Origin of the sequence: Arthrobacter tumbae (assembly GCF_016907495.1) — a bacterium.
GTDB lineage: Bacteria > Actinomycetota > Actinomycetes > Actinomycetales > Micrococcaceae > Arthrobacter_D > Arthrobacter_D tumbae.
The window spans coordinates 1,652,849-1,666,182 of record NZ_JAFBCC010000001.1 but is presented as its reverse complement, the minus strand read 5'-3'; the positions used below and the strand labels follow the sequence as shown (position 1 = coordinate 1,666,182).

The following is a 13,334-nucleotide window of genomic DNA, read 5'->3' as shown; positions in this document are numbered from 1 at the left end:
CGGTCGCCAGAGACTGCCACCCTCTTCGTGTTGTCAGCGGTACTCCGAGCCACCCCTGGTCATGCCCGGCAGGAACTCCTCGGGCAGTTCCGCAACCGGCACGATCACCATGTCCTGTACTTTCCAGTCCATGTCCACGCACGCATCCCGGGCCTTCTCGATCCTTCTCAGCGTTGCCCGCGGCCACGTCCGCGGTACCACGAACGATTCGACGTGGAACACGTGCCCCTCATCACGCACCCTCGATCTGGCTTCCCGAACCCAACCCAGGCTCCGGAGATAGGAGTCGATCCGGTCACCGACGGGGTCCGGCTCGGAATCATCGTAGGTTCGGGCACGGGTGTCAGTCAGACCTCCGATCGCTCCCCGCAGATTCTTGAGCCCGTCGTGCAGGATGCTCGTGGAAATGAGGAGCGCTGCCACCGAGTCCGCCCACCACAGGCCCACGCCGATGCCCAGAACGCCTACCGCCGCGGAGAGCGCCGTCATCCAGTCAGCCTTGTTCATGTCCGCGTCGGCGTAGAGAACCTTGTCGTGAAGCGTCCTGGCGAGCTTCATTTTGATGATTCCGAGGACCACTGGGGGACCGGCGGTCAGCAGCATGGCGAGTACCATCAGCCATCCCAACCAGAAGGTGCTCCCGAAAAGCGTGACCCCACCGATTGTCGGGTGCTCGGCGGTGACAAGTCCGATTCCGGAATCGACGATGAGGTACGCACCCATCACCACCAGCGCTACCGCCGCCACCAGGTGCGCCACACCGACCGCACGATGGTAGCCATAGGGGTGGGACTCGGACGGACGACGACGAATCACCCGCGTCGCAACGAGAAACGAGATCGGCGGAAGGAAGGACAGCAGGTCTTCGATCCACGCGGCCTTCATGGCCTGTGAATTACCCAGCACCAGATACACCAGGAAAGTGGAGACGGCCAGGAAAATTATGGTGATCCATTCCCACTTGATCGCCTTGCGCAGGGCCTGCTGCTGTTCCTCGGGCAATTCCGTATGGCCGAACCTCGCTGTGTTTTTCTCGCCCGTGGTGCTCACAATTCCACCTCCTGCGCCTGCAGGAACTGGTCGAGCTCCAGCAGGAAGGCATTCTCGCCCAGGGGAACAAGCATGACGTGCTTGATCGGCTTGCCGCGTTCATCGGTGGTTTCCGTGTAAGGCCGCGTAATGCCGGCCTCCTTGACCCACGGAGTATCGGCGCCGAATCCGCCGATGGCCATATCCAGTTCTCCGTGGAAGAGATCGCTGGCCAGTTCGTGTTCTGCGCCGGGGACCCACTCGATCGTGGCGTCCAGCGTGTCCGCGAACTTCTCGACCAGGCCCGGTTCGATGCCCTGCGGATCCCCGGTGGGCGGCAGCTGAACCCACTGCTCATTCTCGCTCACGCCAACCCTGAGAATGCCGCCGGATACCTTCTCCAGAGTCCCTTCCGGATCCTGCGGAATGGTGATGCCGCACGAGGTCAGCCCGAGGAGGAGCACCAGTCCCGGGATCACCGCACCCATCTTCAGCATGCTTGGCAACATACCCCTTCTCCTACCATTTCCGCAGGTCAGGATGGGTTCGTCAGCGTCCGGGGAAGCTGGGATGCTCTTTGGCGAGGAACGCACGGGTTCCCTCAGCCTTGTCTTCGGTTGCGAAGGCGGCGCGGAATGCCTCCGCCTCGATGGCAAGGCCTTCATCAGTGGGCAAGCCGAGGGTCGCGATAAGCGTCCGCTTGACGAGCGCGACGGCGGCAGGAGACTGGCGCGCCACCAGCGCCAGGGTGCTGTGCGCACCGTCAAGCAGATCATCGACGGTATCGAAAAGGGCTGTGACGAGACCTGCCCGCTGCGCTTCCCCGGCATCCAGACGGCGCCCGGTGAAGAGAAGCTCACGAGCCAGGCCCGGCCCAACGTACTGCGGCAGCCGCACGGAACCCCCGAATCCCGGAACCAGGCCCAGACTGACTTCCGGCTGCCCGAAGGACGCGCCCGACGCCGCGTAGATGACGTCGCAGGCCATCGCCAGTTCGCAGCCACCACCCAGGGCGAACCCATTGACGGCAGCGATGACCGGGACCGGCAGCTGCTCGATCGCGAGCGTAACCCGGTGCATGCGGGAGCTGTAGGCGTGGGCATCGTCCGGTGACATTGCCGTCATTTCGCGGATGTCCGCGCCCGCGACAAACGCTTTGCCCGCACCGGTGATGATGACGCCGCGAACCGGCCACGCGCCGTCGTCGTTTGTCAGGACGTCCGACACTGCATCGAAGCAGTGCTCAAGATCCTCGATCACCCTGGAGGACAGGGCGTTGAGGGCGTCCGGCCGGTTGACCGTGATGGTCAGGACGGTGTCGCGGATGTCTGTCAGGAGCGTGGCGTACGCGGGAAACTGCATGGTCCCAAGCGTAGCGACCAGGGTAACCAGAATGTCGGAGCGGGATGACACCTTTGCACCAGGCACATCGAAGGAGCGCACATGACCGACCTCATCTTCCACCCGCACTGCTCGTCACTGGAGTTCACAAACCTTCGGCGGAACGATTTCAACCGCGAACGCATTGAGGCGCAGCTGGCGCGGGAAGACGTCCTGGTTCGCTTCAGCCAGGCCCACGGTGAAGTGCCTTGCGCCTACACCGTGGGCCTTACCGGGCAAGGGCTCCCGGAACTCATCCTGTATGGCCAGAGTCCGGGTCACGTGCATCATGCGTGGTCGTTGATCGAACCTGCCCTTCATCTACTCACGCAGACAGGGGTGAGGGTCTTCCACGGCCAGTTCGATGGGCAGACTGTCGAAGTGCGCCAGGCGTCCCTGCGGAGGCTGCGGGACGCGTTCCAGCTGTACGGACAGGAGGGGTTCAGTGCGCTGCAGGTCTACTGGACGGTCGGTTCGGACAACCATCTCCCTCAGCAGTGGGAGATCCGGTTCCTTGCGGCGCAGCCCTTCCTTGGCGGCGGATCGCTCGGTGACCTGCTCGGCGGGAAAGGCAGCACGTAGTCAGGGAAGCAGCTCCGGCGGAACCAGCAGCAGCAAACCCACGCCGGTGCCGTTGAACACAATGTGGGTCACTATGGCAGCGCCCAGGCGTCCGGTGATCACGGTCAGTACGCCGCACATCAACCCCACCGTGAACGTACTGAGAAGCAGATAGACGGAGGATCGGAGGTCCGGCACGGCCCCGGTATGCAGCAGACCGAAGGCCAGGGAACTCACCAGGAGGGCAATAACGGTGGACGTCATCAGAGACCGCCGCTGCACCGCGGGTGTGACGGCATCGCGCCGGTTGCCCGTGCGTCGAAGCCACAGTGCGTTCTGGATCCCGCGCAGCACCAGGCCGCGATTGAACAGCTCCTCCAGGAAGGGCGCAATCAGAACACCGCCGAGGACGCCGTTGATGAGCAGCCAGACGGTATCGCCAGTGAGGAAAAGTTCCGCGTTGCCCTGAATCACTTCGTCGTCCTGCAGCGGCCAGAGCAGGGTGAGGATCGCCAGGATCACGGCCAGCACAATGCGCGCGGCGATCCCCACTCCCAGTCCCACGGCGAGGTCGATCCACCGGAACCGCAGACCGAAGTCGCGGGCAAGGGAACGGAATCCGTGGCGCCGCGAAGCGTAGAAGGTCACTCCGAACATCGCCGTCCAGGTCAGCAGCAGGGACGCGAGAATCAGTGGTGGCCCGAAAGGAAGCACCTCAACCAGCGCAAGGGTTCCCAGCAGCGGCACCAGCACCACAAGCACCAACCCGGTCAGCGCCAGTCCGGCACCCCACCGCGGCGCGAGGAGCCCTTCCGGAGCCAGCTGGGTGGGGTTGGCCAGGCGAAGCGTTGTTCGCTGCCCTGCGGGCGGGGGAAAGGATCGGGCCATGCAAGCACCTTATCCGGCTCTGCCGGGAAGAAACTGGGTCCGGGCAGTTGACGGGTGAGGGTGGAAGCTCTTTAGTGAAGAGACATCGAGATCAGGGAGTGCGGATGAGCGAGTTCGGATTGCCGGCGGGGTTCGTCTTCGGGACCTCGACGGCGGCAGCGCAGATCGAGGGTTCAGTCAATGAGGGCGGGCGCGGACCGAGCATCTGGGACGAATACGCCAGCCAGCACAGCAACATCCTCGATGCCTCGAGCCCTGCCATCGCGTGCGACCACTACAACCGGTATGAGGAAGACTTCGACCTCCTCAGGCAGTTGGGCGGCAAGGCCTACCGGATGTCCATCGCCTGGCCACGCATCCAACCCACCGGCCGTGGGCCCGCTCATCCGGAAGGGCTGGCTTTCTATCATCGGCTCCTCGATGCCCTGTTGGAACGCGGGATAGAACCATGGGTCACGCTCTATCACTGGGACCTTCCGTTGGCGCTTCAGGACGCCGGCGGCTGGCAGAACCGGGACACGATCGATGCTTTCGCCGACTACACGCGCATTCTCCGCGACGAGTTTGGGGGCAAAGTTGCCGCCTGGATGACGGTCAATGAACCGGTGGTGCATACCGGCGTCGGGCATGCGATCGGGCGGGCGGCACCCGGGCTCATGCTGCTGGGCAGCGCGTTCTCCGTTGCGCATCACCTGCTGCTTGCGCATGGGCGCGCCGTCCGGGTGTTGCGCGAGACACTGGACACCCCTATCGGCGTCGTCAATAACCACTCTCCCGTGGAGCCGGCGAGCGACTCGGAGAAGGAGCGCAACCTCGCCCTTCTCTACGATCACTACCACAACGGCCAATTCGCGTCGCCGTTGCTCACCGGTGAGTATCCGGCTGATCTAGCGGAGATCGAGGGCATGTCTTTCGGGGTCATTCAGGACGGGGACATGGAAATCATCTCCACTCCCCTGGATTTCTACGGAATCAACTACTACTTCCCAACAAAGGTCGGCGCCGCTCCGCCGTTGTTTCCGGTCCCGTTCATGCAGCGTGAGTATTCGGACGTACCGAAAACCGACTTCGACTGGCCGGTCATTCCCAGCGGGCTGACCACCATCCTCAAACAGCTCAAGGAGCAGTACCCCAACATTCCGCCGATCTACATCACCGAAAACGGCTGCGCCTACGACGATGGTCCCGGTGGAGATGTGGAAGACACCCGCCGGATCGAATTTCTGGAGAAACACCTGGCAGCGATCGGTGATGCAATTGCCGGCGGCGTCGACGTGCGCGGCTACTTCCACTGGACACTCGTGGACAACTGGGAGTGGCAGGAGGGCTACACCAAGAAGTTCGGCCTGATCCGCATGGAGCCGGCCACGTTGGACCGGGTTCCACGGGCTTCCTTCCACCGGTACGCCGAAATTATCGCGCAGCACGGTGAAGCCACGGTGAGCGCTGAAACCGCTACCACGCCGCTGGCCGCCGAAGCGTCCTGAAACCCACCTAACGACGGCGGCCGCGGCCGCGAGCGTTCGGCGCACCTTTAGCGGTCGGCTTGTTCCTGGTCCTGCCGGGCGCAGACCCGCCCTTGGCAGGCTTCGCTGCCTTCTTCGGCTCGCTACGGGTTTCCTTCTGCTTGGGTGCTTCCTTCTGGGCCGACGGCTGCCGTGAGCTGCGCGCTGTCCTCCCCCGCACGATGCCGATGAATTCCTCGATGTCATCCGTGGTGTTCTCGGCAATCCAGGCGACGGCGATCGTGGTGGAAGGTGCGTCCGGTACAACCCGACCCTCGACATCGCGCCGGTTGTAGTGCCGCGCAACGGACATGGGCAGCATCACCACGCCGGCTCCCGACGCAGCGATTTCGATGGCCATCCGCGCACCGCCGCATTCCTGCACGTCGAGGACATTTTCGTCGCCCAGTTCGGCGAGTGGGACCTCATCAAGCAGGGAGAGCTCGTTCTCCTTCGAGACCACCACGACTGCGAGCTCCTCGTAGAGCGGAATGACGCTGAGCGCTTCCCTGTCCACGGGCAGGCGGACAAACGCAAGGTCCACTGAGCCGCCCCGAAGCGCCGAAGCCAGCGCGCCGTCGTCGTACTCTGTTGCTTCGATCGGAAGATGGGGATTTCGCTCGCGCCAGCGTCCCACCCACTTTCCGGGCGTTACCCCGGAAACAAAGCCGACATGCAGCGTGGAAGATTGGGGCTCGGGCACGTCTTCACCGTAACCCAGTCGCGGTTACGCTGAGAGGATGACCCCAGCGAAGTCCCCGCAGACCATGAAACCGGCTACAGCCGCGAAGAAACTTGGCATCTTCCTGCCCGCAACACCACAGGAGTTCCAGGACAACGACATCTCCCGTGGAGACTTCAACCAGCTCCAGGAGAACCCGCCCGAGTGGCTTGCCGAGCTGCGCCGCACCGGCCCCCACCCGCGTCCCGTAGTGGCGCACAAGCTGGGTGTCTCGATCAGCGGCCTCTCCCGCGGTGGAATCACAGACCCGCTGACGACGGCGGAAATCACCGCGCTGCTCCAGTCACCGCCCGAGTGGCTGGTGGCGGAGCGCTCAACCATGGCGCGGGTGCGCGATGAGGAGAAGCGGGCCAAGGAAGCGCGACGCGCGAAGAGCTAGCTCCTACGCCGGGTTCAGCGGCTTGATCAGCAGGGGACTGTCATCCCGCACCGGCGCCACCTCGTGGAACTGCAGCTGTTCGGCAACGGGAGTGGCGGCGGCTACCGCTTCATCAGCAAGCTCCTGCGTTCCCTTGGTGGTGGGATCCAACCACTCGTTCCAGAATTCGCGGGGAAGCGTCACCGGCGTGCGGTCGTGGATTTCAACCACTGGCCCCACTGCTTCACGGGTCAGGATGGTGGAGGAGAGAACCCATCGGTTGGGGTGGTCATCCGGCAGCTCCCGGTTACGCCACCATGCGTACAGTCCCGCGAACACCACTGGCTCTCCCGGCAGGTGGATGTAGAACGGGATCTTGGTTTTTCCTTCGGTTCGCCACTCGTAGTAGCCGCTGGCCGGAATGAGGGCACGGCGGCTCTCGAGGGACGGCTTGAAGGTGGGTTTGCTGCCCACCGTTTCCGACCTGGCGTTGAAGGTGGGCGCCTTGGTTTTCAGTTCCTTTGAGAACGACGGCGTCAACCACCATCGCGCGGCCTCCATACGCCGGGTGACTTGCTCGTTTTTGAGCGATTCGAGGACTACCCGAACGGGGTCGGTAGGGCTGATGTTCCACGACGGTTCTGGAAGGTCATCGCCCACCGTGTCAACGTCGAAAAGGTCCACCAGATCCTTGTTCGAGCCTGCCACCACAAAGCGTCCGCACATGGAGACAGGCTACTGGAGTACCGGTTGACCATGAAGTCCTCCACAGCATGGAAGGCCAATTGACTTAATCGAACACGCGTTCGAACATTAAGTGTGAGGTCACCAGCAGCAGCCGTAGTCCAGGCCGTACCCCCGGGTCAGTTCCCCGACGGTACCCGCCGGGCGCTGTCTGCCGTGGACCAGGCTGCTGACAAAGCCCGGCTCAAGGCGGAGCTACAGTCCAAAATCAACGGCATGCAGAACAGCAGGCCCTCTTCCCGGCGGCTGCCCACCGTGCCGGTATTGGCCGGGATTCTTCCGGGTGGCGGGCTCCAGGCGGGTGCTGCGTATTCGGTGACCAACTCCACCACCCTGGCCATGGCATTACTGGCAGGCCCATCGGGCGCCGGAGCCTGGTGCAGCGTCATCGGCATGCCCACTTTCAGCGTGGAAGCCGCTGCCGGCTTCGGCATAGCGCTGGACAAACTGGTTCTGGTGCCCCATCCCGGGGATCAGTGGCTCACAGTGACTGCAGCAATGGTGGATGTGGTGTCAATTGTTCTGACCTGCGCTCCACAGCACGTCGCTCCATCGGATGTCTCCCGTCTGATGGCGCGCCTGCGCCAGCGCGGTGCTGCACTCGTGACCATGGGCCCGTGGCCGCACAGTGAGGCAACGCTCAGCGTAACCGGGAGCAACTGGCAGGGTTTGGGTTCAGGGACCGGGCATCTTCGAAGCCGCAGGATGCGGATCACAGCGCACGCTTCCACCGGCCGTTCACGCACCGCAGATCTATGGCTGCCGGACCTTCACCGTGGACCGTGGTCCACCTCCCTGCCTGAATCCGCGCCCGCTGAGCATCCGGAGCCCGGGCAGCAGGAATTTTTCTCCAGACCGGCCCGCGCATCATGAAATTTTCCCGTTCCAACCAGGCTGCGCCGGCATCCCCCACCACTACCCGCACCATGGCTCTCTGGTGCCCGGACTGGCCCATTACTGCAGCACTCAGGGAATACCTCCTGCCGGCGGAACACCCCGTGGCATTGATGGAAAGGGGCGAGGTTTTCGCCTGCTCCCCCTCAGCCCGTGAACAGGGAGTCAAACGCGGCCTTCGCCTGAGGGAAGCCCAGGCCCGGTGCACCACCCTTACTGTTCTTCCCTATGAACCGGCGCTGGATGCGAGGAACTTCGAACCCGTCATAGCCGCAATAGAGAAAATCATGCCCGGGGTGCAGCTTGTTCGCCCAGGGCTATGTGTGCTTCACGCCAAAGGTCCCGCCAGGTATTACGGCAGCGAAGAACGCGCTGCGGCTGTCCTGCTCAAGACCCTCGCCACGATCGGCCTCACGGCCGCCCGGGTGGGAGTTGCAGACAGCCCCTTTGCTGCTGAACATGCTGCCCGTGCAACAGAGTTCCTGGAGGATCCGGGGACCGATCCCGCATGGATCCTTCCACCCGGTGAATCGGCCTCTTTCCTCGGCAGCTTCCCCCTGGAAGTTCTGGAGGAACCAGCGCTCGCGGTGGTGCTGCGCCGGCTTGGAATCCGTACGCTTGGCGATTTCGCCGCCCTTGCCCGTGCTGACGTGCGCAACCGGTTCGGCGTGGAAGGCGCGCTGGCCCATCTCAAGGCAAGTGGATTTGACCACCACAGCGTGGTGGAGAGAAAACCGCCGGCGGAACTCGACGCCGTCGTGCACTGTGAACCGCCGCTGGCACGCATCGACGAGCTGACGTTCACCCTGCGCCTGTCCGCGGAGGAATTCGTGGACCGGCTGCGGGAATCAGGGCTGGTGTGCACGGTTCTGGTGGTACGGCTGCGGTCGGAGTCCGGTGAGGAATCGGTTCGGCTCTGGCGGCATCCCCGCTGGTTCGACGCCGATGACGTGCTTGACCGCGTCCGCTGGCAACTGCAGGGCAGCGGGAATGTTGAGCATGGGTTGAGCTCCGGAATCAGCAAGGTCCAGCTTCAGCCGGAGACGGTGGAGGATCTCAGCGACCACGCGGACGGGCTGTGGGGAACGGGGCCGGATGAAAGCATTCACCACGGCCTTGCCCGGGTGCAAAGCATGCTGGGGCATGGTGCGGTACTGACGGCCATGGTGGCCGGAGGAAGGATGCTTACCGACCGCCGGGTGTTCATTCCCTGGGGAGATCCGCCGTCTGAAGCTGCTGCCAAAAGCCGGGGTCTCCCGTGGCCTGGCCAGCTCCCCGGCCCTGCTCCAGCCACCGTCTTCGACGAGCCGCGTCCCGTCCAGGTGCTGGACGGCGCAGGTAGCACCGTAGACGTTGACCGGCGCGGACTGCTCACAGCCGTTCCTGCCGTGCTTGTCGCGGCACCTCCGAGGCAAGCCGCCATTTCCTCCTGGGCGGGGCCGTGGCCCATTGTTGAGCGCTGGTGGGATTCGAACGGGCGCACCCTCAACCGGTTCCAGGTGGTGGATGAATCAGGAACGGCCTGGCTGCTGCTTCTTGAGGATCACCGCTGGTGGGCGGAGGCCAGCTATGACTAGGCCTTCCGCATGCCCGCGTGCAGACACGGACGGGGAGCCCTGACATGGGTTTCAATAACCCCCCGATTCCCTGGTCGGAGTTTGAGCGGACCCTCTCCGACCGGCGCCGTCCCGGTTCCCCTCCCCTGGGTGCTGACGGCGGGGACAGCCCGGCCTGGTCGCTGAAACGGCATCCGTATTCCCCGCCGGAAGAACCGGTGAGCATGCCTGATGGTCCGGTGGTGCCGTACGCGGAACTTCACGTGCATTCGAATTTCAGCTTCCTTGATGGTGCCGCCAGTCCCGAGCAGCTTGTCGAGGAAGCACACCGTCTCCGTCTCCATGGGCTGGCCCTGACCGATCACGACGGCCTCTACGGTGTTGTCCACCTGGCAGAAGCAGCGGAGAAACACCCCGGGCTCTCCACCGTCTACGGCACCGAGCTATCCCTGGAACTGAGCAAACCCCAAAACGGTGAGCCAGACCCGGAGGGCCGTCATGTGCTCGTCCTCGCCCGCGGCGCCGAGGGCTACCATCGGCTGGCCGCGGCAATCACCGAAGCCCAACTGAAACCGGAAGCCGAGAAAGGCAAGCCCCTGTACAACCTTGCCGAGCTAGCAGACAGGGCAGGGAACAACTGGATGATCCTGACCGGGTGCCGTAAAGGAGCCGTCCGCCATGCGCTACTCAACGGCAGCCTTCAGGACGCGGAAGAGGAAACCCGGCGTTTGATGGACCTTTTCGGTCCGGGCAACGTCGCCGTCGAACTCTACGACCACGGCAATCCACTGGACAGTACGCACAATGATGCCCTCTGGGACATCGCCACGCGGCTGAAGCTGCCCGTCGTTGCCACCAACAATGTGCACTACGCCGTGCCTGAGCAGCACAGGCTCGCCACCGCGGTGGCCGCCGTCCGCGCACGCAGGTCACTGGATGACCTGAACGGGTGGCTGCCAGCATCGGGTTCTGCCCACCTGCGCAGCGGCGCGGAAATGGCAGCCCGCTTTGCCGCCTATCCGGGCGCGGTGGAACGGACGGTGGAACTGGCCGATGAGCTGGCATTCCGGCTCAGCAGCGTCAAGCCCGGCCTGCCCAAACTGAACCTGCCGGAGGGCCACACACAAATGAGCTGGCTGAAAAAGCTGGTCTGGGAAGGCGCCGACAAGTTTTACGCCGGCCGGGATGATGTCCGTGAGCGCATTGAGAAGGAGCTGCGTGTAATCGAGGAGAAAGACTTCCCGGGCTATTTCCTGATCGTCCATGACCTGGTCGCATTTGCGCGCAACCGGGGAATCCTCTGCCAGGGCCGCGGATCGGCGGCAAATTCAGCCATCTGCTACCTGTTGGAAATCACCGCCGTCGATTCCATCCTGTATGACCTCCCCTTTGAACGCTTCCTCTCCAGCCTGCGGGATGAGGAACCGGATATTGACGTCGATTTCGATTCAGACCGCCGCGAGGAGGTCATCCAGTACGTGTACAACAAGTACGGCCGGTTCAATGCCGCGCAGGTTGCCAACGTCATCACCTACCGGCCCAAGTTCGCGGTCCGCGACATGGCCAAAGCGCTGGGGCACAGTCCCGGGCAGCAGGATGCCTGGTCAAAGCAGGTGGAGCGCTGGGGTGCACTTGTCTCCAGCGCTGATCACGACATCCCCGAGCCGGTAGTGGAACTGGCACAGGGAGTGCTGAAGTTTCCTCGCCATCTCGGGATTCACTCGGGCGGCATGGTGCTCACCGACCGCCCGATCGGGGAAGTGTGCCCGATCGAGCACGGACGGATGGACGGGCGCACAGTCCTGCAGTGGGACAAGGACGACTGCGCCTGGATGGGTCTGGTCAAGTTCGACCTGCTGGGGCTCGGCATCATGGCGGCCATGCAGTACAACTTCGATCTCGTCAAGAAGCACTTCGGCGAGGAATGGACGCTGCACACCATGCCCCGGGAAGAGCAGGGCGTCTACGACCAACTGTGCTTCGCCGATTCAATTGGAGTGTTCCAGGTGGAAAGCCGCGCCCAGATGGGAATGCTGCCGCGCCTGCAGCCCCGCCGGTTCTATGACCTGGTTATCGAGGTTGCGCTGGTACGTCCCGGCCCCATCCAGGGCGGAGCGGTGCACCCTTACATCAAGCGGAAACTGGGGGAGGAAGAAGAAAGCTACCTCCACCCCAAGCTGGTACCGGTTCTCAAGCGCACGCTCGGAGTACCGCTCTTCCAGGAGCAACTCATGCAGATGGCCATGGTGGTGGGCAACTGTTCAGGCGCCGACGCCGATCAGTTGCGCCGCGCAATGGGGTCCAAACGCGGGCTTGAGCGGATCGACACTCTCAAGGAGAAGCTGTATGCAGGCATGAAGTCCAATGGGATCACCGGGGAAACCGCCGACTCCGTCTACCGGAAGATCCAGGCGTTCGCCAATTTCGGGTTCGCTGAGAGCCACTCAATCAGCTTCGCCCTGCTGGTCTACGCCAGTGCCTGGCTCCGGCTTCACTATCCCGGGGCGTTCCTGGCCTCACTCCTCCGCGCACAGCCGATGGGCTTCTACTCGCCCCAGACACTGGTGGCAGATGCCCGGCGGCACGGTGTCACGGTCCTGCGCCCGGACATCCTGCTCTCGGGAACCCATGCGGACCTTGAGCTCGGCGCCGCCGGTACCGGCACCACCGGCTCGGACGAGTGCCTGGCGTTCCACCAGCCACCAGTGGGGAAATTCGACCGCTCCATTCCCTTTGACTCAACTGCCCACCGCCGGGACGGCAACCATGCGGTCCGGCTGGGGCTGGACAGTGTGCAGTCGATCGGCAAGAAACTGGCCCAGGCCATCGTCGAGGAGCGCGAGGCCAACGGCCCGTTCGAAACCATGGGTGACCTGGCGCGCCGGACCGAACTGAACTCACAGCAGCTTGAAGCGCTGGCAGCGGCTGGGGCTTTTGACTCAATGGGACTCACCCAGCGGGAAGCGCTCTGGCATGCCGGACCGGCTTCCACGGAACGCGAGGGCCAGATCAAGGGAACAACTGTGTATATCCAGCCGCCCCTGTTTCCGGATCTCACCGACGTCGACCGCGTGGCAGCCGATCTGTGGTCCACTGGCATCACTCCAGATGACCATCCGGTCCGCCACGTCCGCCCAACATTACGACGCCGGGGCGCATTGACCGCCGCGGACCTCCTTTCCGCCGAGTCCGGTCGGCGCGTTGAAGTCGGTGGAGTGGTCACCCACCGGCAGCGCCCTGCTACGGCCAGCGGCATCACCTTCATGAACCTTGAGGACGAGACGGGGCTGGTGAACGTCATCTGCTCGGTAGGGGTCTGGCAGCGGTACCGGCGGATAGCGCGGGAAGCCAGCAGTGTCCTGGTGCGTGGGGTGCTGGAGCGGTCCAACGAGGGGGTGGTGAACCTGGTGGCAGATAAGTTCGAGATCCTCCGCCTCAAAGCTGCCACCAAGTCACGCGACTTCCGCTGACCGGGCGTTTGGCCGGTCAGCGCATCAGAAATGGGCAAAAAATACCCCGGCACGAGGCCGGGGAATTTTTCTATGGTGCGCGAGGGGGGATTTGAACCCCCACACCCTTTCGGATACTGGCACCTGAAGCCAGCGCGTCTGCCGTTCCGCCACTCGCGCAGAGTGAAGAAGGAAACTCGTTAAGAATTCCTCCGAATCAGCAGAAAC

General features: G+C 63.6%; 12 protein-coding genes and 1 tRNA gene. 6 read left to right on the top strand and 7 right to left on the bottom strand.

All coding sequences use genetic code 11. From position 1 onward, the window contains the following. Nucleotides 1-33: 33 nt before the first annotated feature. From JOD47_RS07965 to JOD47_RS07955, 3 genes are read right to left on the bottom strand one after another with little or no spacing between them, the layout of a single operon-like run. On the bottom strand, nt 34-1,050 hold the full coding sequence (locus JOD47_RS07965; protein ID WP_204533420.1) for a cation diffusion facilitator family transporter: 1,017 nt from the start codon (nt 1,048-1,050) through the stop codon (nt 34-36). Continuing rightward, the gene (locus JOD47_RS07960) at nt 1,047-1,538 is read right to left on the bottom strand and encodes a transporter substrate-binding domain-containing protein (protein ID WP_239548046.1); all 492 of its coding nucleotides are present in this window, start codon (nt 1,536-1,538) and stop codon (nt 1,047-1,049) included. Before JOD47_RS07960 ends, JOD47_RS07965 begins: the two co-directional genes overlap by 4 nt. A gap of 40 nt (nt 1,539-1,578) precedes the next feature. Continuing rightward, the gene (locus JOD47_RS07955) at nt 1,579-2,391 is read right to left on the bottom strand and encodes an enoyl-CoA hydratase/isomerase family protein (RefSeq protein ID WP_204533418.1); all 813 of its coding nucleotides are present in this window, start codon (nt 2,389-2,391) and stop codon (nt 1,579-1,581) included. 81 nt (nt 2,392-2,472) lie between these two features. Here JOD47_RS07955 and JOD47_RS07950 point away from each other — a divergent pair, with 81 nt between their 5' ends. Then, nucleotides 2,473-2,991 carry a DUF4262 domain-containing protein gene (locus JOD47_RS07950; RefSeq protein WP_204533416.1) on the top strand — a complete coding sequence of 173 codons (519 nt, stop codon included), beginning with the start codon at nt 2,473-2,475 and terminating at the stop codon, nt 2,989-2,991. On the opposite strand, the gene JOD47_RS07945 is transcribed toward JOD47_RS07950, so the two are convergent. Continuing rightward, on the bottom strand, nt 2,992-3,858 hold the full coding sequence (locus JOD47_RS07945) for a CPBP family intramembrane glutamic endopeptidase (RefSeq protein ID WP_204533414.1): 867 nt from the start codon (nt 3,856-3,858) through the stop codon (nt 2,992-2,994). Nucleotides 3,859-3,962: 104 nt separating this feature from the next. Here JOD47_RS07945 and JOD47_RS07940 point away from each other — a divergent pair, with 104 nt between their 5' ends. Further along, on the top strand, nt 3,963-5,345 hold the full coding sequence (locus JOD47_RS07940) for a GH1 family beta-glucosidase (RefSeq protein ID WP_204533412.1): 1,383 nt from the start codon (nt 3,963-3,965) through the stop codon (nt 5,343-5,345). A 7-nt stretch (nt 5,346-5,352) separates the two neighbouring features. On the opposite strand, the gene JOD47_RS07935 is transcribed toward JOD47_RS07940, so the two are convergent. Next, nucleotides 5,353-6,066 carry a LysR family transcriptional regulator substrate-binding protein gene (locus JOD47_RS07935; protein WP_307836231.1) on the bottom strand — a complete coding sequence of 238 codons (714 nt, stop codon included), beginning with the start codon at nt 6,064-6,066 and terminating at the stop codon, nt 5,353-5,355. 37 nt (nt 6,067-6,103) lie between these two features. Here JOD47_RS07935 and JOD47_RS07930 point away from each other — a divergent pair, with 37 nt between their 5' ends. Further along, nucleotides 6,104-6,484 carry a DUF5997 family protein gene (locus tag JOD47_RS07930; protein ID WP_307836230.1) on the top strand — a complete coding sequence of 127 codons (381 nt, stop codon included), beginning with the start codon at nt 6,104-6,106 and terminating at the stop codon, nt 6,482-6,484. Nucleotides 6,485-6,487: 3 nt separating this feature from the next. On the opposite strand, the gene JOD47_RS07925 is transcribed toward JOD47_RS07930, so the two are convergent. Beyond that, on the bottom strand, nt 6,488-7,189 hold the full coding sequence (locus JOD47_RS07925) for an SOS response-associated peptidase (protein WP_204533411.1): 702 nt from the start codon (nt 7,187-7,189) through the stop codon (nt 6,488-6,490). A gap of 93 nt (nt 7,190-7,282) precedes the next feature. Here JOD47_RS07925 and imuA' point away from each other — a divergent pair, with 93 nt between their 5' ends. The 3 genes from imuA' to JOD47_RS07910 are packed head-to-tail and all read left to right on the top strand — an operon-like array spanning nt 7,283 to nt 13,127. Next, complete coding sequence (imuA', locus tag JOD47_RS07920) at nt 7,283-8,080, top strand: DnaE2-dependent mutagenesis accessory factor ImuA' (RefSeq protein ID WP_204533410.1); 798 nt, start codon at nt 7,283-7,285, stop codon at nt 8,078-8,080. Then, nucleotides 8,077-9,678, top strand: a complete 1,602-nt coding sequence (locus JOD47_RS07915) for a DNA polymerase Y family protein (protein ID WP_204533409.1) — start codon at nt 8,077-8,079, stop codon at nt 9,676-9,678. The genes imuA' and JOD47_RS07915 overlap by 4 nt, the downstream gene beginning before the upstream one ends. 44 nt (nt 9,679-9,722) lie before the next feature. Continuing rightward, nucleotides 9,723-13,127, top strand: coding sequence for an error-prone DNA polymerase (locus JOD47_RS07910; protein WP_204533408.1), 3,405 nt, complete (start codon nt 9,723-9,725; stop codon nt 13,125-13,127). A 73-nt stretch (nt 13,128-13,200) separates the two neighbouring features. Here JOD47_RS07910 and JOD47_RS07905 read toward each other — a convergent pair. After that, nucleotides 13,201-13,286, bottom strand: a tRNA-Leu gene (locus tag JOD47_RS07905). Nucleotides 13,287-13,334: the final 48 nt, after the last annotated feature.

Coding starts and splice junctions, on each gene's coding strand:
- JOD47_RS07960 (WP_239548046.1), bottom strand. CDS start 1,538: ATGTTGCCAAGCATGCTGAAGATGGGTGCGGTGATCCCGGGACTGGTG.
- JOD47_RS07955 (WP_204533418.1), bottom strand. CDS start 2,391: ATGCAGTTTCCCGCGTACGCCACGCTCCTGACAGACATCCGCGACACC.
- JOD47_RS07950 (WP_204533416.1), top strand. CDS start 2,473: ATGACCGACCTCATCTTCCACCCGCACTGCTCGTCACTGGAGTTCACA.
- JOD47_RS07945 (WP_204533414.1), bottom strand. CDS start 3,858: ATGGCCCGATCCTTTCCCCCGCCCGCAGGGCAGCGAACAACGCTTCGC.
- JOD47_RS07940 (WP_204533412.1), top strand. CDS start 3,963: ATGAGCGAGTTCGGATTGCCGGCGGGGTTCGTCTTCGGGACCTCGACG.
- JOD47_RS07930 (WP_307836230.1), top strand. CDS start 6,104: ATGACCCCAGCGAAGTCCCCGCAGACCATGAAACCGGCTACAGCCGCG.
- JOD47_RS07925 (WP_204533411.1), bottom strand. CDS start 7,189: ATGTGCGGACGCTTTGTGGTGGCAGGCTCGAACAAGGATCTGGTGGAC.
- JOD47_RS07915 (WP_204533409.1), top strand. CDS start 8,077: ATGAAATTTTCCCGTTCCAACCAGGCTGCGCCGGCATCCCCCACCACT.
- JOD47_RS07910 (WP_204533408.1), top strand. CDS start 9,723: ATGGGTTTCAATAACCCCCCGATTCCCTGGTCGGAGTTTGAGCGGACC.